We start from the raw sequence: 26166 nt of genomic DNA on the forward strand, positions 1-26166 counted from the left end.
TTCCTAGAAAAATAAGCTAGTCGAGCATCGGCATAAAAATTCAATTAAGCTTAAGTTAAAAACCCTGATATAATGCTTTTCATGAAATGGATGTTTTTATTATTTGTGTCAGTGCTATTTTTGACTGGTTGTGCCTCACAGAATGACTCGACGGAGCATCCTTCTGGAGTAACGGTTCATGAAATCAATCCGGATAAATGGACCCATATTACAAAACAGAATCTCCTTCATCTGACCCAGGTCTATGATCTTCAGCCCCTTCTCTTCACAAAAACGGTGAATATTGAGACGAAAGCGGTTTCACGCTCTCATCCGGTTCTAACAATCAATACACGTCATGCGGAACATCCAAACCGCATCCTGGCCCAATTCCTCCATGAGGAAATTCATTGGTGGACTGAGATCAAGGCAAAAGAAGTTGATCTCGCAATCAAGGATCTCGTAAAGATTTATCCAAAAGTTCCTCATGCTAAAAATGAACGACCTTATGTCACTTATCTGCATTTGATTATCTGCTATATCGAATATAAAGCTCTCGCCCATTATCTGGGCTCAAAAGAGGCCAGCAACATTCTGACTTACGTCATGAAGAAAGAAAAACTTCACCCGTGGGTCTACTCTCAGGTTCTGTATAAGGATTTTGCAATTAAGAGTGTGGTAGAAAAGTATAAGCTACTTCCTCCTCCACTTTAGAATCCAACGAAGAATCCACCGTTTTGTTCAGACAAGAGGCTCAGGAATTTATACTGATCGCTGGTCTTGTCTTTTATGAAATTCGTGCCAACACCAATCGTGTTGATCTGAATCTTGGTTTTATTTTCGGCCCGCACGACATTCAAAATGTCGTAGATATCGTCTTTCCTATTGGAATTGTGATAAGTCGGTTGACCATCGGATAACAAGACGATGTCTGACAAGTTATCGTAGTTTTTAATCACGAATAGTAATGCATCTCTAGTGGGAGTTCCTCCACTAGGACGCAAAGAATAGATGAAATCAAAGGCGTCGGTTTTATTAAAACCAGTCGTCTCTTTGATATTTCCCCACATACTTCTAAAAGGGGCCCGCTCACCTAATGGGTATTGCACGATATCCACCTTATATTCAGAGGGAAGTGAGGTCAGAAACATCTTTAAACCGGCCTTCACCTGCCCCATACGATCTTCTTCCGTCATACTGTAGGAAGTATCAATAATGAAGACAATGTTCTTACCTTTGAACTTGAAACCAATATCTACATTAGCACCACCCACCACCGGTTCTTCGATTTTAAGTGGCTGGGCGGTCTTGACCTGAGCGGCCTTGAGGGCCTCAATCTCTTTGGTGAGTTCATCGATCTTCGCTTTAGATGAGGCCAGCTCCTGCTTTACCATCACCTTCTCAATATCGTCTTTTGGCTCGACCTTAGGTTGATTTTTTGGAATCGCCACATACAGAATGATGACCGCACCCAAGGCACCTGAAATAAGGTCCAAAAATGAGAGCGAGAATAGTTCTATCTGGCGGCGTTTTCTCATTGAATCTCAATTTTATTAATGAGGTTATCAATGACGAATTCTTTAAGATCAGAATGGAAGCGGTCTGTTTCTTCTTGAAGCTGGTGAACAAACCACATAAGGAAAACTGAAAGGACCAATGCCACTAACGTCGTATCAAAGGCCACCCCTAGAAGAGATGTGATCTTTTCCATATCTCCAGAGTTGGCATAAACCAGCGATTGAGAAATACCAATGACGGTTCCAATAAATCCTAACGACGGAATTACCCACGTAAGATAACGAATCACGGATTGATCACCTTCCGCTTTCTCCTGAGAAACTTCAATTTGAATGCTCACGATATCGATTAATTCAGAAAGTGAACCTGAAGTACGAAATTTCGTACAGGCCTTCTTCAAAAGATCACTCAGGATATATTTTTCTTTTCTCTCAAATTCGATGAGTTTGAATTTTAACTGGTTCACATCTTGAGGCATGAAAACATGCTTCTCACTGGTGGGAATGAGATTTAATTTAAAAGCGCGACGCTCCCGGGCAATCACCGTTAGTTTTTCACGCACCTCAAACCATGCCCATACAAAGGCCAGGTAAGTCAGACCTTGGATGTAGCCTCCATTCACCACATCACCGCCCAATAGGACCAGAATGCGGTACAAAGTAGGTGAATTTTCTTTATTTGTGATGGCCAATAAGGTCATACAAATAGCTGTAATCAAAAGTGCTATCCCCGACGCGAGCGTGAGATTTCTTAGATTTTTCATCTGGTAAAATCCGTGTTATTAAACTTATGTTTCGTTTCGGTAAATAGTTAGAAAATCTAAGGGAGTCCTATGAAGAAAGTGGAAATCCATCCCGATGCAGTTGAACGAGTAAAAAAGTTCACTATCAATGATCCTCAGCTCGGTTTTGGTAAATATGTTGCTCCGATCATGATTCAGGCCTTGTACGATCATGGTGAGTGGCAAAGATTCGATTTATTGCCTTATGGGCCCCTACAATTAGATCCTTGCTCAAAAGTGTTGCATTATGGTCAGGAAATTTTTGAAGGGATGAAGGTCTTCCGTCACCCGGATGATTCCATTCATATGTTCCGTCCGGAGATGAATGCCCGACGTTTCAACTTATCTGCTCGTCGTATGGCCATGCCAGAAATCCCTGAAGAGGACTATCTGAATGCCTGCTCAACGATCAGCGCTTACTGTAAGCACCTTATCCCAAAACGTTTAGGTGAATCACTTTACCTACGCCCTTTCATGATCGCGACAGAGGTGGGTCTGGGAATTAAGCCTTCTAAACAGTTCCTTTTCATTATCGTTGCTTCTCCATCTGGTTCATACTTCGCTGGAGACGCAGTAAAAGTTTATATCGAGCGTGATGATATTCGTTGTGCTCCAGGTGGTATTGGTTTCGCCAAAACAGGTGGTAACTATGCTGCGAGCCTAAACTCTTACGCTAAAACAATTCAGTTGGGCTGTGATCAGACGATGTGGCTTGATTCAGTTGAACACAAGTACATCGAAGAAATGTCAGGCATGAACTTCTTTGCGGTCATCGACAACAAAGTCGTAACTCCGACTCTCACTGATACGATCCTTGATGGCGTCACTCGTAAGTCAATCATCGACATCGCTCGCGCTGAAAAGATCGAAGTTGAAGAAAGAAAACTTTCTATCGATGAAGTTCTTAAAGCGGTTCAGGAAGGTCGTTGTACAGAAGCTTTCGTATGTGGAACTGCTGCAGTGGTTGCTCCAATTGCTTCATTCATGGACAAAGACCAGACGGTGTACAAGCTTCGTGATTCTCAAGGCAAGATCGGCATGCAGCTTCGTGAGAAGCTTATTGCAATCCAGGCCGGCAGATTCGATGCTCCTCAAGGCTGGACTTACCCGGTTCGTGATTTAAATTTCTAAGAAAAAATCTTTTTTATCCATCATCTCACCATTCACTTGGATCATGAGATGATGGATTCCTGAATAATACTTCATTGTCGTAATTGGCCTAAGAGAGTGACTCTTCGTTAGAATGATTTCTTCTTTAGGTTCAAGTTCAAAAGACTTCAGTTTATAGACCTTCTTCCCTTTCTTTCCATTCGCTTTTACAAAATCAATGGCGTAGTCCACGACGATCTTCTGCTTTTTCTTTGAGGTCGAAGAGACGGTAAACTCAAAGGTGAGCTTGTCATGAAGTTTGAACTTCTTCTGGTTAAGTGTCACCTTCCCAAGTTCTACGTCTGCTTTCCCTTCTACTCCCATGAGCTTAAGCGCTCCCGGATGACCTTTTTTAATGAGCGTTCTGAGAGCGTGGCGTTTGATCCAATTGATCTTATCCTGATGCTCAGCTGGCACATCTTTGATCCACATACGAAGAACATCAATCACCACTTGAGGATGATTTTTAGCAATGTCATTTAAGTGATTGGCGACACTCTTTCTCACATAGAGTTCCTCGTCATGTCGAAGTTTATCGAGGAAAAGAATTGTATGTGTAGGGTCCATTACAAACAGAGGAATTCGCTGGCCCCAAGGAAGAAGAGGTCTCGTGCCTTCTGAAATCCAACGACGAACATGAACGTTCTTATCATCTGTCCATTTGCTCAAGGCATTTAAAACTTTCTTATGATCCTTAAGTAAGAACGGGCGAACTGCCCATTCTGCCGTAAAACGCTGAGTGAGTTTATACATGGCCTTCAATGAATCATCGAAATGATCCAGACCAAATTGCGAGATGTATTCCGAGAAGGGCCAGAGTTCAAAGCCAGTGAGGTCCCCCTTCTCCATCGCCTTAACCAGAATGGGAAGAGACTTTTTATAATCATCAGGAAGATGCTTTTTCAATTCGGCCGTAATTAAAAGCACACGCCCTTTAAGCTCCAATGGATCAAGTTTTTTGCTTAGTTTTTTAAACTCATTTGTCTTAAATGATGGATATTCGCTCTCAATTGCTTTGGCAATTTTTGTGACCACTCGATCATTTATCCAGAGTTTAAAGGCAGAAGGGTTTTCTTGAGATTTGTCTTTTTGAGGCATGGAACTTCCTGGGCAAATAAAAAGGGGCACCTAAGTGCCCCTTATATTCTTAACCTAGAGTAGGTAGAAGTTCAAAACAAAGAATCGCCACCGCAGTCGGGAAAAGAGCACCTTTCAGAAGACCAAGAGGAGAAATCCCGTCAGCTCCGAAAGAGTCTTTAAGAATACCGTAACCGGCCGGGTTTGGAGCGTTGGCAATAACTGTTAGACCACCACCAGTAACCGCACCAGCAACCAGGAAGTACTTAGCTGAGTCAGTAAGATCAACTAGTGAACCAAGGTAAGTAAGAGCAGCATTATCTGTGATACCTGTAAGGGCCGTGGCACCAAAGTAAAGAACCTGATCTGACATTCCAGAAATGAGAGGTTGTAACCACCACTTCTGTTCAGAACCAAGAACGATTAGACCACCGAGGAAGAAACCTACCATCAATGATGATTTGATTTGAACTTCATCCTGGAACTCTTGAGTACAAACTGTAAAACCCAGGAAGAACAAGAACAGACCCATGAACACTACCATGTGGTGAGCTGTTAGAACTACCAGAGCAAGGAACACAACGTGAGTTAGTGTCACCCACCATGGTGGAAGCATCTTCTCAGCGTTATCCGGACGAAGTTGGAAATCACCTTGAAGTTCATTCTTGAACATGAAAGAGATTACAAGAGCACTGATAATACAAGAGATCGCCGCTTTATATCCAAAAGCAAGAATCATATGACTGATGCCCCAACCCCATTTACCGGCAACCATTAAAACAGGAGGAGCGGCGAAGTGAGTAAGTGTACCACCAATAGAAACGTTTACAAAAAGTAGACCGATTGTGGCGTACTTAAATTTTGTACTCATTTCTTTTGAGTAAAAGTTCTTAAGAAGGATGATTGCAGTAACAGTCATCGCAGCCGGCTCAGTAATGAATGAACCCAGAAGAGGACCAACCACTAGAGCAGTTAAATAAAATGCCATCTTGCGAGGAAGTGGAATCAACTTCGAAATCATAACAATGATTTTTTCAGCAAGTTTAATCACCGGACGAGTACCGGCCATTGCCATGATGACGAATACAAAACCTGGCTCAGTGAAATTCAAAGACTCTAGGTAATGAATAGGTTCACCAAAGCCACTATGGAATGCCATGATCCCAAGGAACACTGCTGACCAGATACCAAACACGGCCTCAACTTCGGCCATGAAGTGGAAGAAATTTTCCCCGAAAGAACCTTCAGGATACTTGTGCGCGATGTGCGCGAACTTACTCACCAGAAAGGTGTGCAAGATGGCGAGAGCGAAAATAACAGTCGCCGTCACCTGGATGAAACTAGGATTCATGCATTCCCCTTTTAAGAAACATATTTCTTATAGTTTAAGGGGAATTGGAAATTATGGTAGAAAAAAGGAACTAGCCGTTTTTGCCAATCGAGTTCACTGGGCAAGCATCCATCTGCTCAACACACAAAGCGATTTCATCGGGTGTTGTTGGTTGCTTTTTAAGATAAGCATTCCCACAGTCATCTTCCGCGAAGAATTCAGGTGCGCCTGAGTAACAAACGTTACACGCGATACAACCCTCTCCCCCATCATCATCAGGATCAGTACAGTAAAAGGGACCAGGGACATTTTTTGGATGTTTATTTTTTACGTTAGCCATATGGCCCCATTCTAATTCTCCCAGTGAATACTATCAAGAAAGAAGGCCATATTCGCTATGCGTTATTTTTGACTTTACCAATGAGGACAGTTAGTTTTTACCAGAATCAAACTAAGGAAGGATCCGTGGATCAAAAAATCATTCAGAACGCAACTTTATGGGGTAACAACACTTACTTTAGCGAAGCAGATCGACAGGAGATCCAAAAGCTTCTGGCCGACCTTCCAAAGAATGAACTTGAACTAACTGAAAGATTCTACCGTGACCTTGAGTTCGGTACAGGTGGTCTACGTGCCCCGATGGGCATGGGACAAAACCGAATGAACCGCTACAACGTTCGTCGTGCTACACAAGCACTGGCAAACAACATCATGAAACACTTCAATGGTGGTTCGGCAGTTATTTCCTATGATTCAAGAAACTGCTCAAAAGAGTTTGCTTTGGAAGCGGCCGGCGTGTTTGCAGCGAATGGCATTAAGGCCTATGTCTTCCGCGCTTTAACTCCTACTCCAATGCTTTCATACGGTGTTCGTTACTATAAGGCGCAAGCGGGGATCATGATCACTGCCAGCCACAACCCTCCTATCTATAACGGCTTCAAGGCCTTCTGGAATGATGGTGCTCAAGTAGTTCCGCCAGTAGATAAAGAAATCATCAATCAGTACAACGAGCTGACTGATTGGAACAACATTAAGTACATGCCATTTGAAGAGGCCGAAAAGAAAGGTCTCGCGGTTTGGACAGATGAGAAGGTTGAAAACGCTTTTTATGAAGTGATTGAAAAGAAAGTTATCCAGGATATGGATTTTTGTAAAAAGCACGGTGGAGAGCTATCAATCGTATACACTGCTCTTCACGGTTCAGCGGAAGTTCCATGTAACGTAACTGCAAAACGTCTGGGCTTCACAAACTTCTACTCTATTCCTGAACAAGCAAAACCAGATGGGAACTTCCCGACTGTAAAATCACCAAACCCAGAAGATCCAAAAGCGCTGGCAATGGCGATTGATTATATGCTGAAGAACAATGGTGATATCGTTTATGGCACTGACCCAGATGGTGACCGTCTTGGTGTTGTTGTTAATGATCATGGAAAACCTGCGATCCTTAACGGTAACCAGATTGCGGCTTTGATGCTGTATTATGTGTTCTTCACAAAAGTAGAAAAGAAAACGCTTCCTGAAAAGGCCCTGGTCATTAAATCAATTGTGACCTCACCTATTCAGAACGCCATCGTCGAACACTTTGGTGGAACAGTGATGGACACTCTGACTGGCTTTAAATGGATGGCGGGACTTATCCGTGATCTTGAAGTTCAGAAGTCTCCCTATAACTTTGTATTCGCTTCAGAAGAATCATTCGGATATATGCCTCACAATGAATCACGCGATAAAGATGGCGTGAGTTCAATGGCCCTGATGTCTGAAGTGGCGCTTTATTACAAGCGTAAGAACATGTCTCTGGTGGACGCTCTGGATGAAATCTACGCGAAGTTTGGTTTCTTCTATGAGTCTCTTGTGTCTCTGGACTACGAAGGTATTGAAGGTGCGAAGAAAATTGGTCGCATCATGGAGTTCTTCCGTCATTATCCTGAGACTCAATTCGCAGGTGAAGAGATTGTGGGTAAAGAAGATTACGAAGCATCGATCTCTTCTGATATTCGTCTAAAGAGTAATAAAGCAATCGCCCTTCCAAAGAGTAACGTACTGAGCTTCTCGTTTGCGAGCGGCAACAAGCTCTTCCTACGTCCCTCAGGAACTGAACCTAAAATCAAGTTCTACACGATGGTACGTGAGACTGAAGGCGATCTAGCGGCGAAGAAACTGAATGCGCTTAAGAAAGTAAAAATCATCGAAGACAAAATTAAAGAGTTTTGCGAAAAGGCCTAATGGAAAAAGCAATTGTCCTGTTAAGTGGTGGAATGGATTCTCTGGTATGTGCCGGGGAAGCATTAGCAGAAAGCCAGGAAGTATCATTCCTGCATATGAACTATGGTCAAAAGACCTCTGTTCGCGAACGTAAATCATTCGATGATATCGCCGACTTTTATAAAGTAAAAGAATCTGATCGAAAGATCATTGATATGACTTTTTTAAAGCAGATCGGTGGAAGTTCACTGACTGATGAGAATATCGATGTGAAGTCTTACCAGGGTGACTCTAATGTCATTCCTGATTCATATGTTCCATTCAGAAACTCAATCATCCTTTCTCTAGCGGTTTCATGGGCCGAAGTGGTTGGTGCCACTAAGCTTTATATTGGCGCAAACTATGAAGACTCTCCGGGATATCCTGATTGTCGTCCAAGCTACTATGAGGCCTTCAATCGTGTGATCAAAGAAGGTACTAAGGCCGGCAACATTGAGATTGTTACTCCTGTGCTCATGATGAAGAAGCGTGACATTGTGCTCAAAGGTCAGGAATTAAAAGTTCCATTCGCCTTAAGTTGGTCATGCTACAAGAGTTCGGACAAAGCATGCGGTCAATGTGACTCTTGCGCGCTACGTTTACGTGGTTTTCGTGAAGCTGGCATCAAAGACCCCATTGACTACAAGTAGAGCGGCCTTAAACTAACAGCAATGAATTTAACACAAGGAGTGTGTATGAAAACTTTGCTAGTTGCGTCTCTTCTTTTAGGTTCAATCGGAGCTTTCGCTAATCATCACGAAGAGTGGGACAAACTTCCATTCGCAGAGAAGAAAACAAAGATCTCTGAAAAACTAGATAATAAAATCAAAATGCTTCAAGAGAACAAGTCTTGCGTAGATGGCGCAAAAGACGATGCCGCTCTGAAAGTATGTACAGATAAAATGCACCAGGAAAGAAAAGAAATGAAGAAGAACTGGGACAAAATGAAAGGCAAGAAAGGTAAAAAAGATAAGAAGTAATATCAGGGCCCGCAAGGGCCCTTTTTTTAGTCTTTATAGAACTGATACGACTGAACTAAAATATAGTTTCGACCATAGTCCGCATATTGAACTTGTCCCGTCACGGCCATGGCACATTTCATGAAAGTTTGATCCAACTTCACTTCTTTCGAAGAAAATTCATAAAAATCCAAATTTCCGAAATAATCCACTCCTACCACCATACAGGTATTGAATTCATCCTGCCCTGTTCGATTCTTAAAGTCCTCATAACACAACTGCATGCTTTTCTGGGTCGAAGCAAGCTTCATGTTAAGATCGGGACTGTTAATGATTTGCATGAACTGGTTTCGAGGATTTTTAAGATACTTCAGAGAGACGTGGGAGCAGGTTTTTTCTTTCTTAAACTTGGGCCGTTCACTGGCACAACCGACTAGGAACAGCGCGAGTACAATGAAATAAAATTTTGTCATCTTCTTTTCACCTTCTCTAAAGCTTTAATGACTTTACGGAAGTTCACAAAGTCATAACGACTATGGCACTTCAAAAGAAAGTCGTCCATAGTCGGCTCGTCATCCTGTAAGTAATAGAATGAAAAGTCCGTGGCCACTATGAACAAAGCTGAGAGAGGTGAAATCTTTTCGGCGCGAAGGCCCAATGGAAATCCGCTTCCATCCGGAAATTCATGATGTTGGTAAACCAATGCATCTGTATCTGGCGGAGCAGAAGTAAAATAACGTTTGATGAGATTCGCAGCGTCTTTCGGGTGAGACAAAAAGATCTTCTGATCTTCTTCAGAAAGTGTATTTTTAACGCGTTCGAATTCATGAAGATTAGGAATCTTCAAAAGTTCAGGTCTAACTGCGAGTGTAATGTCACTCACAACCGACGCATAAACGAGTTTATCCATGGTGGTTTTTGAGATCCAATCGAGCTGCTTAGCAAGCACACACGACATAAGACTAGTAAGATTCATCTTTTGAGTAAAAAGAGCATAATGATTCTGATTCTCTTTCAAGACTCTCAGGAATGCATCGACCTTGGCTTCTTTCTCGACGATGGCGCGAATTTTCTCCACCGCTTTCTCGATGGATTCTTTGAAGTCCTTATCTACGTGAACTTCATCATCAATGCGTAGAATTTTTTGTTCGAATCTCTTCTCCGGAGAATCACTCGCCCCTCTTAAAACGAAACGGAAGTTATTGGCCTTAAGGAAAATATCGATTTGATTTTGAATCTGATTAATGACCCACATGGCAGTATCACGAGTGAGGTAGAAATAATTAATGCCCTTACTCTTATATTTCGTCAGATCCAGAACATCGGTATTGTCATCTTCGTGGAAGATCTTAATGAATTTATCGTTGCCGATGCGGATAAAAAGGTTCTTGTTGATCCCGTCCAGAATCGCCAGGAAGTTAATGTCGATTCGGCTGTACTGCTCTTCATTTAAAAAAGGAGATCCCGCGAAGAGCTTTTTAGATTCTTCAACCAGAGCACCAGGAAGAGTCGATTCATCCATCAGAATCATTTGATGCTGATCCTTCAGGAGCTCTTTTCCTTCTTCGCGAATTTTATCTACCAGCACCACGATACGAACTAATTTAGAATTGTCTCTCAGATAACCGATGAAATCTTCCAACAGGTAGGCGTTCGGAGTGTAATCGTAGATGATCATACTCGGAACTGAGTCCAGGTTCTTTAGGAAGGAAAGTGCCTTTTCCTCTGATTCAAGTTCAGTTACTTCTGTATGAAGGAGTGTTTCGAGCACGAACTTCAGAATCCCCCTCATATAAGGGGAAGAAGAGACAACTAAGAATGGGAGCTTCCGTACTGGTGTTGTCATTAATATAGTTGGACAAAGTCCCCTTCAGTCACAGATCCACCCGAATGCAGGTTACAAATAGCTCCATCTTGGCCGAAGAAGTCCACCACTTCCAGGGTGCCTTTAACCTCGCCCTGGGACATACCTATCATAGCACCAGATTCAGGATCATAGATTTCTTGCCCCTCAGTTATGACCTTAAGAATGTCTCCCAAGTTAATTCCAGAGGTTCGACCGGCATTGATATAGATACGAGTGCCGATGATTTTTGCCACTCGCCCCATCCAGTCTAATCTGCTTGCTATTTTTGTCACTCTTGGCACGAATTTACGAACCGCCACTTTTACAGAATAACGTAGTAGGTCCTGACGATACGCTAAGTTCTCTTCAGATTCTTCCTGATAAAAACGAAGATTATCATCCGAGATATTTCCATCCACTGTTTCAGAGAAAAGTTCTTTGTTGGTGAGAACGTCATAAACCTTAATTTCAACATAGGTCTCGGCCATGGACTTTAGTTTTCTCACAAATCCAATCTCATCACTCTTCTGACGAATGCGTGCTTCTTTCACGCGACCGAAAACAACAATATTCACGCCAGACATTTTTGCTTTTCGAGCAAGTTGAGCGAGTTTAATTCCACCACCGGCATAGATCTCTTTTGAGTTACCGAAAATGGTCTCACCTTCCGGATCAATTAAAAAATCACGGGACTTAATCATCTCGCGACGAAATTCTTCAGTCGCAGTGATGGCAAGGTCTTCTCCCCCCATGGGAGATTCATTGTAAAAAGTCAGAAGCGCGATTTTCTTTTTGATCGGACTAAATTCAGAGACCCTGTTTACTTTAGTGGCCTGATTGATAGGTTTTCTGCGCGTGATAGGCGCACAAGATTCTAGAAGAAAGGCAATTGCCAATAATGGGAATACTCCCCAGCGCAAAGCGAACATAATCATCCTCAAAAAAGTTATTCAGCAATAAGCTTCAGAACATGGTGAATGCCAGTAAATTCATTCACTAAGCTGTAGCTATGAGATGATTTTAACTCTTTTAGGCGTGACAATAAATCAGTAAACGATTTTTCCTCACCTTGATAGAAACCCAGAAGCTGGGCCTCATTTTGTGAGAAACGATCGAGCTGTAGCTCGAGATTGATACCTTTTCCTTCTTTCTTGAGCATTTCCATCAACTGTAAAACATCACCCAGATTGTTTTGTCCCTGAATAATCAGACGGCTGATGCGATTAAGCTGGGGCAGGTCCCCTACTTTTTTCGTAAAAGTGCTGAAAGCACTCATGGGTGTGCGGTACATCTGACTAGCAAGGGCGGAATTAAGTGCCTTCTGATCCATCCCTCTCCAAGTACGAGTTTGAAGAGATAAAGTTTCTGAGGCGAGCAAACGCTTGGTATTGGCGTCCAAAAGAACTGCACTTCCGTCCCATTCAAAGGTCCATTCATTCAAACTTTGTAAGTGACGAACGCGTCTTAGGTTAAATGAAATTTTAAGCCATAGATTGTTTTGTAAATCTGAAGAAATTTGCATTCCTTCATCCTGACTTACTTCCTGCCAGTTTTTGAAGTTAATGAGGCATTGATCCGTACAGATAACCACTTCTTCAACGTTAGAAGGTTGATTAGTAACTAACCAGTTTTGCCAAGAGGTCATGATAGGAGAAGAAAAACTTGCTTCTCTCTCTAGTCCTAATTCAGTCCAATCCATCCCGATGAGATTGATTTCCGAGATAAGATTAATTTTAGCGTATTGCTTATTTCCCTCAGACATTATTCGCTGAACCAGTCTGTCGAGCTTCACACGGTTAATATTCAAATCAACCGTCGCGTTCCAAGTGGAAGTTGCATTGGGATTTTCGAGCTTTTTAAACTGAAACTGATCGACGATCTCGAGCATTCTGCTGAATCTGATGAGTTCTGCCTCACGATGAGACTCCAGACCATTTAAGAACTCTGTCTTCTGTTCAGGAGTCAGGCCTGCTTGATAATTTTTACCAAAGCGCTCCAGAAGTTTTTGTTCTCGATATTTTTCAAAATGCTTCTCAAATTTTTCCTGAAGCTTTTTTTGAAACTCTTCGTTGCTGAAACCAATCTCACTTGAATACTGAGCAATCGCCTCATTCGTGGCCGTATATAGTAGATATGGCTTTGCCCCGTCCGCACTAGGTACGTTTAATTGGCGAGTCACGCTCTTTTCAGTGGTAAGCTGCGCCCATGAAATGGACGCAGTCATTAAGATAAGAATCAGGAAAAATTTCACTGTTTAACTTCCTCTACTTTACCGTCAACGATGAAAGACACAGAGTTGGTATTGAGAAGCTCATTGAGTTTTGCGGCCATCTGCGGAGATGGGCTCACTAAGAAGTTATCATCCAGAGGCATACGAGCACGGCCCTCAGAAGTTTCAAAGATAAAGTGAATTGGCACTGAACCCCGGTAACTTAAAAGGATCTGCTTCATTTGCGAAAGCGAGTAAGCATTTAGGTTTTGAAGTGGAACATTTACCCGTACCGAAGTTACGCGCTCTTCCGATTCATTCTTAAGGAAACCAACCTTGGTCGGGAAGAATTTCTTCACGTCTTCCAGACTCACGTAACCAGAAAGTACAAGTGGCTCATCGGCAGTCAAAAACTGCTGAAACTCAGCAAAGACTTTCGGGAAGAAAATACATTCAATTTTTCCATGTAAGTCTTCAAGAGTCACGAAGGCCATTTTATCACCCTTCTTGCTCAGGATGACCTTAGATTCTGAAATCATACCGGCAATCACAACACTTCGTTTAGAAGGATCGTGTTCGTCCCCACGACGAGGATTAAAGCCCTCAGGCTTAGGCACAGTCGGAAGTTCATGGATCTGAGAGAGATTCATGGAAGTTAGTTTCTCCATGATATCTTTGAATCTCATCAGCGGGTGACCAGAAACATAAATCCCCAAAAGTTCGGCTTCGTGGGAAAGTTTTTGTTTCTCATCAAACTCAGCAGACTCAGCAATGTTTAAATGCTCTTCAGAACTTTGAGTCACCTCACCCATATCAAAGAGTGAAGTTTGACCCATGAGTTTTTCTTCCTGCTTCTTCTCAGCGAAGGCAACGATAAACTCCATGTTCTCAAGAAGTGTCTTACGGTTGTATTTTTCGCATGAATCGAAAGCACCTACTTTAATCAGGGCCTCCATCACACGCTTGTTCACAGATTTAAGATTTACGCGTTCACAGAAATCAACGAAGCCCTTAAAAGGACCATTTTCTGTGCGCTCTTTTACGATATCATCTACCGCACCTTCACCCACGCCCTTCACGGCACCAAGACCGAAACGAATACGAGTGTTACCGATTACGTTGAACAGCCATAACGACTCGTTAACATCCGGTGGAAGGATTTCAATATCAAACTCTTTGGCCTCAGCGATATACGCCGTGATCTTTTCTTTGTTGTTGATCTCGGTACCGAGAAGAGCAGCAAAGAACTGGGCCGGATAATACTTCTTTAAAAACGCTGTCTGATAGGCAACTACCGAGTAAGCAACCGCATGGGACTTGTTGAATCCGTATTCAGCGAATTTCTCCATCAAGTCGAAAAGTACGATTGATTTCTCTTCATCGAAGCCACGCTCAAGAGCACCCTTTCGGAAAATCTCTTTATGAGCGGCCATTTCTTCAGCTTTCTTCTTCCCCATCGCTCGACGAAGCATGTCCGCTTGTCCAAGCGAGTAACCACCGATCACTCGAGCAACGTTCATTACCTGCTCTTGGTAAACGATAATTCCGTAAGTATCTTTCAGAACTGGTTTTAGTTCTTCAAAAGCATATTCTTCAATAGCACCGTTAATTTTGTTTTTGATCTCGGCAAATTTTAAGTGCATCCCCATGCCCATCGGACCTGGACGATAGAGGGCGTTGATCGCGGTAATATCATCGATAGAACCTGGCTTAATTCGTTTACAAAGATCCTGCATCCCTGATGACTCTAGTTGGAACACCCCTACGGTTTTTCCTTCTGAGATCATGTCGTAGACAGAAGCATCGTTCATATCGATGTCTTCAATATCGAAGTCGGCCTTTAAATCACGACGAACAAACTTCTCTGCGTTTGAAATCACAGTCAGAGTTTTTAGTCCTAAGAAGTCGAACTTAACCAGACCAATTTTTTCCGAGAAGTCTTTATCGAACTGAACGACCTGTTCACCCTTGGCCCCGCGGAAAAGCGGACAGTAAGTCACAAGTGGTTCGTTGGTAATGATTACTCCGGCAGCGTGAATACCCGCGTGACGGTTAAGACCTTCAAGTCGTTTACCAATTTGAAGAATACGTCTTACTTTAGGATCATTATCTTCAAGCTCTTTAAGCTTAGGTTCTTTATCAATGGCATCCTGAAGTTCAATACCAAGTTCTTCCGGTACGAGCTTCGCAAGAGCATCTGCTTCCGCATATGGAAGAGCAAACACACGTGATACGTCACGAAGAACCGCTTTTGCAGAAAGTGTACCAAAGGTAATGATCTGCCCTACGCGCTCTTCACCATATTTTTTAGTTACGTATTCAATTACTTCCTGACGACGGTCCTGACAGAAGTCGATATCAAAGTCGGGCATCGAAATACGTTCAGGGTTAATGAAACGCTCGAAGAGAAGGTTATATGGAATCGGGTCAACGTTGGTAATTTTCAATGCATAAGCAACAATTGAACCGGCACCAGAACCACGACCCGGACCAACTGGAATTCCATTGGCCTTAGACCAGCCGATGAAGTCCGATACGATCAGGAAGTAACCAGTGAATCCCATTTGCTTAATGAGTCCAACTTCCACTTCAAGTCGATCAAGATACTGAGGCTTAATCTCAGTTTCCCAATTATCTTTTGTTACGAGATGTTTAAAGTGAGGACCATTGAAGCGCTCTTCAAGTCCTTCTCTCGATTTACGAGCGAAGTAATCTTCTTCAGTTTCCTGAGTTGTAATTTCAAATTTTGGAAGAAGGTAAATCTGCTTACCTTTCTCATCCTGCCAACGAATCTCAAGGTTACAAGCATCAGCAATTCTTAAAGTGTTGTTACAAGCTTCAGGAACATAGCTGAAGGCCTGACGCATTTCCTGGGCCGACTTGAAATAGAACTCTGTCGTAGAAAGCTTCATGCGTTTTTCATCTTCAAACGTTTTACCAGTTTGAATACACATGAGAACTTCTTGGGCGGCAGCATCTTCACGAGTCAGATAGTGACAGTCATTGGTTGCAACAAGAGGAATCGAATAGTCCTTCGCGAAGTTGATGATCTTTTTGTTAACATCAACCTGTTCAGGAATTCCGTTCTCTTGAATTTCCAGATAAAAATCATCTTTATAGATTTCACGAAACTTCATCGCCGCTTGAAGCGCGCGATCATCTTGACCAGTAAAGAGGTTATAACCTACTTCACCTTTCAAACATGCTGAAGTCGCAATTAATCCTTCTGAGAATTCTCTAAGTAGTTCCACATCAGCTCTTGGCTTGTAGTAGAACCCTTCCTGATAGGCCTTAGATAAAAGCTTACACAGGTTTCGGTAACCGGTCAGGTTTTTACAAAGAAGAATCAAGTGGTGAATCTGGTGCTTCCCTTCTACTTCGTCCTGAGAATCAAGAGTCTTTAAGTTTTTAGGAGCACGACGATCGTGACGAGAGCCTGGAGTGAAATAAATCTCTGAACCAAGGATTGGCTTGATACCAGAAGAGATGGCACGAGTATAAAAATCAATACCACCAAACATGTTACCGTGATCAGTACATGCAATGGCCGGCATCTCAAGTTCTTTGGCCCTCTTGAACAAATCACCTAAACGAATTGCACCATCCAGTAGTGAATACTGACTATGCAAATGCAGGTGAACAAAACTGTCCTGACGGGTATTTTGAAAATCACTTCCAAGGAAGGGGTTTTTCATACTGAGAGTCCTCGAGATTATGTGGTAGGTGTACTCCCTAAGATAACCATTTTTCGAGGGAAAAGACCACTAATTGGCTATGCAGCATTTGAGAAGATTTTAGAGTCAAAAAACCGACAATTTTTCACCAATACAAGTCCCTGTAAATTCATCCCGCACCACTCTCAGAACTAAACAATTTTCAGAAGTCGATTCTATCTAGGATTTACGTTCAGAATATGCAAAAATTTCGGGTCTCTAAAAGGGTAAATAGCGTGAAAAAACTTGGATATTCATTTAAAGAACTCGATCTCTTCAACTTGATTTTCATCACTTCCATTCCGGTGATTGGAATTGTGTTACTCATTCTACATATTTGGTTAGAGGGCCTTAACCCTTACCTATTGATTCCTGCTGCCGTGATGTACATTCTTACGGGCTTTTCTATCACTGGTGGTTACCACCGTTTATTCGCTCACCGTTCGTATCAGGCGAATCCTCTTATAAAACTTTTTTATCTTCTATTCGGAGCGGCCGCTGGAGAGAACTCTGTTCTAAAATGGGCAACAGATCACCGTATTCATCATCAGAACGTAGATACCGATGGAGATCCGTACGATATCAATCAAGGATTTTTCTACGCTCACGTCGGTTGGATTATCCGAAATCAAAACTTATCAAATGCTAATTATCCGAAGGATCTCACTAACGACAAACTCGTTATGTGGCAGGATCGTAACCTTCTCTCTATCACTGTATTAGTTAACGTTATTCCATGTCTTATCATGGGATATCTGACAGGTTCATGGATTGGAAGCTTTGCCATTGTTGGGTTTTTAAGAGTGGCAGGCGTTCAACACGCGACTTTTTTCATCAACTCTCTTTGTCACATGTTGGGCAAGCGTCCTTATGACGATACACAAACAGCTCGTGACTCATTCTTCCTGGCCCTACTGACTTTTGGTGAGGGTTACCATAATTTCCACCATACATTCCAGTTGGATTACCGTAATGGAATTCGTTGGTATCAATGGGACCCAACAAAATGGGCGGTAAATCTTATGTCTCGCGTGGGTCTGGCCACAAACCTGAAGCGAACTTCTGAACTTAGTATTCTCAAGGCGAAAATGAATGTTCTCGCCAATAAATATAATCACTCGCATGATCACAAAATGACTCTGGAAGAACTTTCTCTTCAGGTTCAAGTTGCTTTAAAAAAATTGGATGACCTCAAAAAAGAATACAGGCTTAAAAAAGAACAAAAAGCCGCTGAATTTCATCTTCAAATGGAAGAGCTAAAGGCACGTATCCAACAGGCCAAGGCCGAGTTCCAGGAGCTTTATGCTCAATGGGAGATGGGTCTTCTTTCAATGCAAATGGCGACAAATCATGCGACCTAATCCCCACTGGGGAAAAGAGGTCCAATGGATAAACAACCTAAACGCGTAAGTCATGAACTCAAAGTTCGCACACTCACCGTTAAACGAATCACAGACGTAACGCCGTCTATTCGTAGAATCACATTAACCGGAGAAGAGCTGAACGGATTTGTTTCCAGCGCTCCGGAAGATCATGTCAAAGTCTTCTTTCCACTTCCTGGCCAGACCAAGCCACTCATTCCAACCATCATTGAAGGTAAACCAGTTCTTCCGGAAGGGGCCATAGGCCGCGATTACACTCCTAGAAGATATGATCCAACATCAAATGAACTAGACCTGGAATTTGTTCTGCACAAAAAAGGGCCCGCTAGTGTTTGGGCCGCACAAGCGGAAGTAGGACAGCAATTGGGCATTGCAGGTCCCCGAGGATCATTCATTTATCCGGAATTTGATTGGTACCTATTCATCGGCGATGAATCGGCCATGCCTTCTTTTGCGCGACGTCTGGAGGAAACTCCGGCCGGCACTAAAGTTATTGCTCTCTTAGAGATCGAAGACGAAACTCAAAAGTATCCCTTCTCAACTAAGGCCGAACTGAATATCACTTGGCTTTCGCGCAACGGTAAGGCCAAGGGCGATTTTATGGCATTTGAGGAAGGTTTGAAGAATATCGAACTCCCAAAAGGTGAACCACTGGCCATTATAAGCGGTGAAATGAGTGTCACAAAAATCTTAAAATCGACTCTTATTAAGTCTTATAACTTTAAAGAAGAAAATATTAAGGCCACAGGCTATTGGAAGTAGTTCCGCACAGAGTCTTTGCTTGTAATATCATGATCTTCAGTGTAGGAAAGGCTCTTGTTTTAAGGAGCCTTTCTCATGTTCACCGGTCAAAATTTAAAGCTAACAGAAGAACTACTGGAGGCCATCCGCTTTTTTAATCATAAAGGCTGGTCCCCTGCTACTTCTACGAACTATTCAGCTCGTGCTGAAAACAAATCGGAATATATTATTTCGCGTTCTGGAGTTGATAAAAGTAAGTTCTGCAGTTCTGATCTGATTTTGATCAATGCAAAAGGTGAAGTGCTTCCTCCTTTCAATCAACCAGGAATTAAATCATCAGCTGAAACTGAAATTCATACTGCTTTGTATGACATGTTCCCGGAAGTGAACTGCGTTCTTCATACCCATTCTGTTCTTGGCACGGTTCTTTCTCACTCTTTAGTGAAAGAGAAACAAATTCGATTCGAAGGATTCGAGATTCTGAAAGGTCTTGAAGGAAATAAAACTCACGAGCTCGTTGAGACACTTCCGATTGTTCCTAACTCTCAGGTCATGTCTGAAATTCTAAATAATATTAAAGGTCGCCTCGATAAAAATGTTCACGGTTTCCTAATTGCAGGACATGGACTTTATACATGGGGCAAAGACATCGCGACAGCGAAACGCCACGTTGAGACTTACGAATTTTTATTTGAGTGTTACCACACGATGAGGAGAATCTAATGGCCGTTCTAACTCTCCTGGATCCGGAAAGAAAAGAAATCCGTGACCCAAAAGACATTAAAACTTTCATGAATGATCGCGGAATCATTTTTGAGCAGTGGCAAGCATCACTGCCTCTTAAGGACTCTGATTCTCAGGAAACGATCCTTAAGGCCTATGAGCATGAGCTTGGCCCTTATATGAAAAAGCATGGCTACCAGAGTGCTGACGTGATTAACGTGCACAAAGATACTCCAAATGTAGAGGCCATTCGCGCAAAGTTTTTGAATGAGCACACTCACTCAGAAGACGAAGTGAGATTCTTCGTGGATGGTGAAGGACAGTTTTTCTTTCACTTAGCTGATCGTCAGGAAGTGTTTAAACTTCTTTGTGAGAAGGGTGACTTTATCTCTGTTCCAAAGGGCTACACTCACTGGTTCGATCTAGCTCCTAAGTATCATGTGAAGGCCATCCGCGTTTTCCAAACTCCGGAAGGATGGGTAGCAAGCTATACAAATAGCGGCAAAGAACAAAAGTATAACCAATGATCAAATTATTCTTATTCGATATTGAAGGAACTACGACAGACATTAACTTTGTTCACAAAGTACTTTTTCCTTACTCGGCAAAATGCATGCAGGACTATGTTCTTCATCATCAGACTCACCCACTTGTTGTAGACGCGATTCAAGAAGTGAGAGACACGGTTTGGAAGGAAGAAAAACGCCAACTTGGTCTTTATGAAGTTATTGATAAGCTTCTTGAGTGGATCAAGGCCGATCGTAAACACCGCGCTCTTAAAACGATTCAAGGTCTTATTTGGGACGTAGGTTACTCAAAGAATGATTTCAAAGGTCACGTTTACCCTGACACCAAACCATTCTTTAAAACGATTCTCGATAAAGGTTCAAAAGTCGGCATCTACTCTTCTGGATCAGTTCATGCGCAGAAGCTAATCTTCGGCTACTCTGTTGAAGGTGATATGACTCCGATGATCTCTTATTACTTCGACACTAATGTTGGAGGAAAAAGAGAAGTGTCTTCTTACCAGAAAATCGCGCAGGAAGTTGGACTTAGGCCTCAGGAGATTCACTTCTTCTCTGATATCGCTGAAGAACTTGCAGCAGCAGAAGCGGCCGGCATGGGTGTGACTCAACTTCTTCGTCCTGGAACAAAGTCTTCTCGCTTTGAATCCATCACGTCATTCGATACCTTTAAAAATTATCTATAATTAAGAGCGCCTACGGGCGCTTTTAGAATCTCCAGAAAGCATCAAAGACATAGTAATAGCCCTCTGGCCCAAAGGTCAGATTGGTAAAGTCTTTTGTCGCAAGTCCTAGGCTGATATGGAAGGTCGACCAGATCCACATATAAGATACGGTTCCTCCAAAAGTTTGAAGTTCAACGTTATACACCGGACCATAAAGAATACGGTCCCAATCATCCGTGATGTATTCGGTGATGCTTCTGATATCTGAATAAGTGAAAAGCCCCAGATCTTTCGTGGCCCTTGAATCATTGTATTGAGGATCGAAGGTCGCGGTGAACATGAAGTGATTTTGAAACTTCGAGTTAGAAGGAACTGTAATCACTCCCCCAAATTGTCCGATCCAGTCTTGTTGCTGAACTTTGTAAGCACCAAGAGTGTTTAAAGTGATCTTGGCATATTTATTCGAGAGTGCGCGGTACTTAAGTCCTAAGTTCGCGTAGCCATCAAACCAGAGAGCGTTGACGACTTTGACTCCGAAATCATTCGTCACACCATACTGAACCTGAAATGGACTAATGAGTACCTCATGTTTTTCCAGAGTGTGCCCTTCTGAAGTGAAAACACCAAAATAAGCGAGTTCCTGGAATTCGGCCGGAGTACTTTTTCCATCAGCAAGAGTCAGGGAGTTAAAACCTGGAACGTTCATGTCTCTCAAGGTCTTATAATTGACGACTTCAACAACGTCCCCAACCAGTACTAAATGATTATCAAAAAGTTCTTCGATCCTGACTTTAAAGATGCCGGGATTGTAGGGGTCAATCTCACTACGAATTGTCCCCAAAGCAACAAGCTTTTTATTGGCCTGCCCCGTAATTAAAACTTTCTGGTCTTTCTTAAATTCGGTCGGAAGAACAATCTCAATAAAGACTTCATTGGACGAGTGAATCTCTTTCACTACACCTTGAGCAAAGACCGTAAATGGAAATAGAACGAGAAACAGGACAAAGAATCGAAGCACGAATTAGTTACCTTTTCTTGCCTCAGCACACTTCGTTTCAACGTTTACACATGAACGAGTGAAGATGATGGTGGTCCACCACTGCTCTGTCATTTCGGCCTGTAAAAGATAGTCCTTACCAGGACAAAGGCTTCTTACTAGAAATGGGATCGCAGAATCTTTTTCTTTTTCAGCATTCGAGAAGAAGAGCCACTGATTGAAACAGGCCTCTAGCTGATCGTTGCCTACAGGCACAATCTTAGTCAGAGTAATAGGTCTCTCATAGCTTTCTTTATTGAAGTCCACTTTACGAATGAGATCGTAGTCAGCGTACTTTTTGGTACAGCCCACCAGGGCGAGAAGGATTAAAAGATTTTTCATGCCACGGATTTACCACATCGAAAACCATTGGGCGACGACAAATTTTCCATAAATTTCAACGACTTCCAGTGGTGTCACTTTGGGGTCTGTAAATCTTCATAGCTTCTTGATAAATCAAAGAAGAACCAAGTTTTATGGGATATGGTCCATTCACTTTCAGGAGTCGTTCATATGAAGTTTCTTATTCTTTCTTCGCTCTTAGTAAGCACAACAACATTTGCTCAAAGCATCGACGTAAAGGCCTTCAAAACACTTCTTACTCAGAAACAAGCCGTTCTGGAAAAAGCAACTCCAGGAATGTCTAAGAAAGTGGTGACGACTGCCAAAGTTGAAACTGAAGCGGGAGCTTGCGAGTATTCGCAAACGGCCATTCAGACCATCCTTCGCATTGAAGGTGCGAAGATGATCGTTCATTCAAAAGAATCTCTTACACTTGTACCGAGTTCTGGATGTATCAATGCCGGTTATGAAAATTACGATGAAACAGTAGTTTTCTATGCTGAGAAACCTTCTCTTGCCGCAGATCTGGCGACCCTAGATGCTTCTGCGGCCAATATTAAATCTCTTGTGAAGTCTGGAGAACAAGTCACTCTTCTTATGGATGTGGAACTTGCCGATGAAGAAGGCCATACCGCTAAAGAGAGCATGACTTTCAAATATGATCTAACAAAACCTTCATTCAGAAATCTTGTCTTAACTGAAGGCGAAGGCTTTAAGACAGTTGTGACAGATGAAAAAGATGTAGATCTAAATACAGTGGATCTTCGTAACGTTACTTTCTGTGCCAATGACGACGCCGACAGCAGCGACTGTGTTCAGGGCGACTTTTCGGACATTCTATTCTAAAAAATAAAAAGGCTCCATCCGGAGCCTTTTTTTATTCCCACTCGATAGTGCCTGGTGGCTTGGAAGTACAATCGTAAACGACCCTTGTGATCCCCTTCACTTCATTACAAATGCGCGAAGAGACCCGATTTAAAAAGCTCCATGGCACTTCTGTCAAGGAGGCCGTCATACCGTCCTGTGAATTAACCATGCGAACAGCAATGACCTCTTCATAAACGCGACCATCACCTTTTACTCCCACGGTTTTTACCGGAAGAAGCACCGTGAATGCCTGCCAGGTCGAATCATAAAGCTTATGACTTTTAAGTTCTTCAAAAAGAATCTGGTCAGACTCTTGAACTTTACGAATTGAATCTTTGTGAAGCTCTCCAAGAACACGCACACCAATACCCGGACCCGGGAAAGGATGACGATAGACCCATTCGTGCTGAAGTCCAAGCTCAAGTCCCATTGCTCTGACTTCATCTTTGAATAAGAAGCGAAGTGGTTCCAAAAGTTTCAGATGCATTCTTTCTGGTAGCCCACCTACATTGTGGTGTGACTTAATTGTGACGGATTTACCGCCCTTTTTATGAGGGGAAATGGACTCAATCACATCTGGATATAAAGTTCCCTGAAGAAGATAATCAAATTTTACATTGTGACTCTTCTCGTATTCATGAACTTTCTTTTCGAACACATCGATAAAAGTCTTCCCGATGATTTTGCGTTTACTCTCCGGATCCTTGTGTCCATGAAGAGCATTTAGAAACATATCCGTGGCATCGATGATTTCAATTTTAAGTGAGGTCTTTTCCTGGAGGAGCTTGATGTGATGAATGTCTTGCGGACGAAGGAGACCATGATCCACAAAGAAACAATGGAGGTCATCGCCGATCACTCTTTGAGTCAGGGTCGCGGCCACAAGTGAATCCACTCCTCCTGAAAATGCGCAAAGAACTTTTGATCCTTTAATCGCCTTCACTTCTTCAAGTGAAGTTTCAAGCATGGTCTTTGATGACCAATCCGTTTTAAGTTTCGCGACTTCATTTAAAAAGTAACCAAGAACATCTTTACCATGAACCGTGTGGTGAACTTCCGGGTGAAACTGAAGCCCTAAGATGGGAAGCAGTTCATGCTTAATTCCGGCAGTAAGACCATTTTCACTCTGAAAAATAAGTTTAAAGTCTTTAGGAAGCACACTCACGTGATCCGAGTGACTCATCCATACGTCACTCTCCGCCGGCATGCCCGGAACATTAAATCCCGGAACCGTACGAAGTTTCGCCAGGCCATATTCACCTTGCACACCCTTCTCTACTTTCCCGCCAAAGTATTGACCAAGGATTTGCATCCCATAACAAATGCCCAAGATAGGAAGCTTAGGACGAGAAAAGAACGGAGAATAATCAGTCGTATCTTCGAAGACACTCTGAGGTCCGCCGGATAAAACCAGGGCCTTCGGCTCTTCGCCTTTTAATTTTTCCAGGGCATCTTCCAGAGTCATAATCTCTGAAGTAAATCCCAACTCACGAAACTTTCTCGTGATGAGTTGAGTATATTGAGAACCAAAATCAACGATCCAAATAGAGCTTTTCATGATTAAACCTGGCGATAGTTAGGAGCTTCTTTAGTAATGATCACATCATGAGGATGAGATTCTTTCAGAGAGGCAGCGGTGATTTTAATGAACTTTGCCTTCTTGTGAAGCTCAGTCATATTCGGAGCGCCCACATAGCCCATTCCAGATCGAACACCACCAACCAGGTGGAAAAGATTTGTTGAAAGCGAACCACGATAAGGCACTTGTCCTTCAATTCCTTCTGGAACAAGTTTTGACATCTCTTCTACTGCACTCTGGCCGTAACGGTCTTTTGACCCTTTCTCCATCGCACCCAGAGAACCCATGCCTCGATACATTTTGTAGGCCCGCCCTTGGTACAGCACCATTTCACCTGGAGCTTCATCAGTTCCCGCGAATAGTGAACCAATCATCACTGTCGAAGCACCACCAGCGAGGGCCTTAAAAATATCGCCTGAGTATTTAATCCCACCATCAGCGATGAATGGAATGCCTGCTTTTTCACAGACTGGCTTGCAATCAAAGATCGCCTGCATCTGAGGAACACCAATTCCCGCGATGATTCGAGTCGTACAAATTGAACCTGGCCCGATCCCTACTTTAATTCCATCAACTCCAGCAGCGATCAGATCTTCGCAAGCTTTTGCAGTTGCTACGTTTCCGGCCACCACATCAACGCTCGCGTTCATTTTTTTGATGGCCTTCACCATCTCGATAACGCCCTTTGAGTGACCATGGGCCGTGTCCACTACGATCGCATCCACATGGGCCTTAATTAGGGTCTCAACGCGTTTTAATTCCTTCTCCCCTACACCACAAGCCGCCGCCACACGCAAGCGGCCAAACTGATCCTTGTTAGCATTAGGGAAGGCAATGGTTTTCTCAATGTCCTTAATGGTAATTAGGCCACGAAGTTTTCCTTCGGCGTTCACGACTGGAAGTTTTTCTACGCGGTGATTTTGAAGAATGCCTTTTGCCTTCTCAAAACTAGTTCCTTCAGGAGCTGTCACAAGGTTCTTTGAAGTCATGATGTCTTTAACTTTCTTTGAAGTGTCAGACACAAAACGAAGATCACGGTTGGTGATCATTCCCACTAAGGTTTTATCTTTCTCCACAACCGGGAAACCTGAAATTTTATATTTCTTCATCAGGTCGAAGAGATCAGAAATTTTTTGATCAGGTGTGACAGTGAAAGGATCAAGAATCATTCCTGATTCATACTTCTTTACCTTCTCCACTTCGAAGGCCTGCTCTTCTGGAGTCATGTTCTTATGGATAACACCAATCCCACCTTCCTGGGCCATCACAATCGCCGTACGCGATTCAGTTACCGTATCCATCGCACTGGAAACGATCGGAATATTCATGGTGATGTTTTTTGAGAATTTGGTTTTTAATTCGACTTCAGTGGGAAGAACTTCTGAGTAATTTGGAACGATGAGAACATCGTCATAGGTCAAAGCTGAATCTTCGGTATAAAACATAAAGCTATCCTTTGATTACCAAAGGATAGCTCATTTAAAGTAGATTTCTAGGGT

25 protein-coding genes are annotated in these 26166 nt (G+C 42.7%); 11 read left to right on the forward strand and 14 right to left on the reverse strand.

Features of this window, described 5'->3' with window-relative positions:
* The first annotated feature begins 81 nt into the window (after positions 1–81).
* Entirely contained in the window at positions 82–693 is a 612-nt protein-coding gene (locus tag SOO65_RS17890) for a hypothetical protein (protein ID WP_321393595.1), read from the forward strand.
* Here SOO65_RS17890 and SOO65_RS17895 read toward each other — a convergent pair.
* Together SOO65_RS17895 and SOO65_RS17900 are read right to left on the reverse strand one after the other, a co-directional pair.
* On the reverse strand, positions 690–1517 hold the full coding sequence (locus SOO65_RS17895) for a vWA domain-containing protein (RefSeq protein WP_321393597.1): 828 nt from the start codon (positions 1515–1517) through the stop codon (positions 690–692). The two genes, SOO65_RS17890 and SOO65_RS17895, sit on opposite strands and share 4 nt — an antisense overlap.
* Positions 1514–2260 carry a MotA/TolQ/ExbB proton channel family protein gene (locus SOO65_RS17900; protein WP_321393599.1) on the reverse strand — a complete coding sequence of 249 codons (747 nt, stop codon included), beginning with the start codon at positions 2258–2260 and terminating at the stop codon, positions 1514–1516. Before SOO65_RS17900 ends, SOO65_RS17895 begins: the two co-directional genes overlap by 4 nt.
* Before the next feature lie 69 nt (positions 2261–2329).
* Between SOO65_RS17900 and SOO65_RS17905 the strand changes: the two genes are divergently transcribed.
* Entirely contained in the window at positions 2330–3409 is a 1080-nt protein-coding gene (locus SOO65_RS17905; protein ID WP_321393602.1) for a branched-chain amino acid aminotransferase, read from the forward strand.
* Here the strand turns inward: SOO65_RS17905 and SOO65_RS17910 are convergent.
* The 3 genes from SOO65_RS17910 to SOO65_RS17920 form a co-directional block, all read right to left on the reverse strand.
* A complete protein-coding gene (locus tag SOO65_RS17910; protein ID WP_321393605.1) occupies positions 3398–4525 on the reverse strand; it encodes a DNA alkylation repair protein in 1128 nt (375 codons plus the stop codon). The two genes, SOO65_RS17905 and SOO65_RS17910, sit on opposite strands and share 12 nt — an antisense overlap.
* A 49-nt stretch (positions 4526–4574) precedes the next feature.
* Entirely contained in the window at positions 4575–5855 is a 1281-nt protein-coding gene (locus SOO65_RS17915) for a putative Na+/H+ antiporter (protein ID WP_321393608.1), read from the reverse strand.
* Positions 5856–5925: 70 nt separating this feature from the next.
* Positions 5926–6174 (reverse strand): ferredoxin, encoded by a 249-nt coding sequence (locus tag SOO65_RS17920; protein WP_321393610.1) that lies wholly within the window; start codon positions 6172–6174, stop codon positions 5926–5928.
* Positions 6175–6299: 125 nt separating this feature from the next.
* Here SOO65_RS17920 and SOO65_RS17925 point away from each other — a divergent pair, with 125 nt between their 5' ends.
* The 3 genes from SOO65_RS17925 to SOO65_RS17935 are packed head-to-tail and all read left to right on the forward strand — an operon-like array spanning position 6300 to position 9061.
* Positions 6300–8063: a phospho-sugar mutase gene (locus SOO65_RS17925; protein WP_321393613.1), complete on the forward strand. Its 1764-nt coding sequence runs from the start codon at positions 6300–6302 to the stop codon at positions 8061–8063.
* Complete coding sequence (gene queC / locus SOO65_RS17930; RefSeq protein ID WP_321393616.1) at positions 8063–8731, forward strand: 7-cyano-7-deazaguanine synthase QueC; 669 nt, start codon at positions 8063–8065, stop codon at positions 8729–8731. Before SOO65_RS17925 ends, queC begins: the two co-directional genes overlap by 1 nt.
* Positions 8732–8776: 45 nt before the next feature.
* On the forward strand, positions 8777–9061 hold the full coding sequence (locus SOO65_RS17935; protein ID WP_321393618.1) for a hypothetical protein: 285 nt from the start codon (positions 8777–8779) through the stop codon (positions 9059–9061).
* Positions 9062–9087: 26 nt separating this feature from the next.
* On the opposite strand, the gene SOO65_RS17940 is transcribed toward SOO65_RS17935, so the two are convergent.
* The 5 genes from SOO65_RS17940 to dnaE form a co-directional block, all read right to left on the reverse strand.
* Positions 9088–9513: a hypothetical protein gene (locus SOO65_RS17940; protein WP_321393621.1), complete on the reverse strand. Its 426-nt coding sequence runs from the start codon at positions 9511–9513 to the stop codon at positions 9088–9090.
* Positions 9510–10811 (reverse strand): HD domain-containing phosphohydrolase, encoded by a 1302-nt coding sequence (locus SOO65_RS17945; RefSeq protein ID WP_321393623.1) that lies wholly within the window; start codon positions 10809–10811, stop codon positions 9510–9512. Before SOO65_RS17945 ends, SOO65_RS17940 begins: the two co-directional genes overlap by 4 nt.
* Before the next feature lie 74 nt (positions 10812–10885).
* Positions 10886–11815, reverse strand: a complete 930-nt coding sequence (locus SOO65_RS17950; RefSeq protein ID WP_321393626.1) for a hypothetical protein — start codon at positions 11813–11815, stop codon at positions 10886–10888.
* A gap of 17 nt (positions 11816–11832) precedes the next feature.
* Positions 11833–13137 (reverse strand): hypothetical protein, encoded by a 1305-nt coding sequence (locus tag SOO65_RS17955; RefSeq protein WP_321393628.1) that lies wholly within the window; start codon positions 13135–13137, stop codon positions 11833–11835.
* Positions 13134–16790, reverse strand: a complete 3657-nt coding sequence (gene dnaE, locus SOO65_RS17960; protein WP_321393631.1) for a DNA polymerase III subunit alpha — start codon at positions 16788–16790, stop codon at positions 13134–13136. The genes SOO65_RS17955 and dnaE overlap by 4 nt, the downstream gene beginning before the upstream one ends.
* A gap of 254 nt (positions 16791–17044) precedes the next feature.
* Here dnaE and SOO65_RS17965 point away from each other — a divergent pair, with 254 nt between their 5' ends.
* The 5 genes from SOO65_RS17965 to mtnC all read left to right on the forward strand — a co-directional run bounded on the left by SOO65_RS17965 (position 17045) and on the right by mtnC (position 20864).
* Entirely contained in the window at positions 17045–18169 is a 1125-nt protein-coding gene (locus tag SOO65_RS17965; protein WP_321393635.1) for a fatty acid desaturase, read from the forward strand.
* A 24-nt stretch (positions 18170–18193) separates the two neighbouring features.
* The gene (locus tag SOO65_RS17970; protein ID WP_321393639.1) at positions 18194–18952 is read left to right on the forward strand and encodes a siderophore-interacting protein; all 759 of its coding nucleotides are present in this window, start codon (positions 18194–18196) and stop codon (positions 18950–18952) included.
* Positions 18953–19027: 75 nt separating this feature from the next.
* The gene (mtnB, locus tag SOO65_RS17975; protein ID WP_321393643.1) at positions 19028–19654 is read left to right on the forward strand and encodes a methylthioribulose 1-phosphate dehydratase; all 627 of its coding nucleotides are present in this window, start codon (positions 19028–19030) and stop codon (positions 19652–19654) included.
* Entirely contained in the window at positions 19654–20181 is a 528-nt protein-coding gene (locus SOO65_RS17980) for a 1,2-dihydroxy-3-keto-5-methylthiopentene dioxygenase (RefSeq protein ID WP_321393646.1), read from the forward strand. The genes mtnB and SOO65_RS17980 overlap by 1 nt, the downstream gene beginning before the upstream one ends.
* Positions 20178–20864 carry an acireductone synthase gene (gene mtnC / locus SOO65_RS17985; protein WP_321393648.1) on the forward strand — a complete coding sequence of 229 codons (687 nt, stop codon included), beginning with the start codon at positions 20178–20180 and terminating at the stop codon, positions 20862–20864. Before SOO65_RS17980 ends, mtnC begins: the two co-directional genes overlap by 4 nt.
* 22 nt (positions 20865–20886) lie before the next feature.
* Here the strand turns inward: mtnC and SOO65_RS17990 are convergent, their stop codons facing one another.
* Together SOO65_RS17990 and SOO65_RS17995 are read right to left on the reverse strand one after the other, a co-directional pair.
* A complete protein-coding gene (locus SOO65_RS17990) occupies positions 20887–21861 on the reverse strand; it encodes a hypothetical protein (protein WP_321393652.1) in 975 nt (324 codons plus the stop codon).
* Positions 21862–21864: 3 nt separating this feature from the next.
* The gene (locus tag SOO65_RS17995; RefSeq protein ID WP_321393655.1) at positions 21865–22221 is read right to left on the reverse strand and encodes a hypothetical protein; all 357 of its coding nucleotides are present in this window, start codon (positions 22219–22221) and stop codon (positions 21865–21867) included.
* A 171-nt stretch (positions 22222–22392) separates the two neighbouring features.
* Between SOO65_RS17995 and SOO65_RS18000 the strand changes: the two genes are divergently transcribed.
* A complete protein-coding gene (locus SOO65_RS18000) occupies positions 22393–23067 on the forward strand; it encodes a hypothetical protein (RefSeq protein WP_321393657.1) in 675 nt (224 codons plus the stop codon).
* 31 nt (positions 23068–23098) lie between these two features.
* Here SOO65_RS18000 and guaA read toward each other — a convergent pair whose 3' ends face one another.
* Both guaA and guaB read right to left on the reverse strand, forming a co-directional pair.
* Entirely contained in the window at positions 23099–24646 is a 1548-nt protein-coding gene (gene guaA, locus SOO65_RS18005) for a glutamine-hydrolyzing GMP synthase (RefSeq protein WP_321393659.1), read from the reverse strand.
* Between the two features lie 2 nt (positions 24647–24648).
* Positions 24649–26112, reverse strand: a complete 1464-nt coding sequence (gene guaB / locus SOO65_RS18010) for an IMP dehydrogenase (protein WP_321393662.1) — start codon at positions 26110–26112, stop codon at positions 24649–24651.
* Between the last annotated feature and the right edge of the window lie 54 nt (positions 26113–26166).

It is taken from the genome of Peredibacter starrii (assembly GCF_034259205.1).
GTDB lineage: Bacteria > Bdellovibrionota > Bacteriovoracia > Bacteriovoracales > Bacteriovoracaceae > Peredibacter > Peredibacter starrii.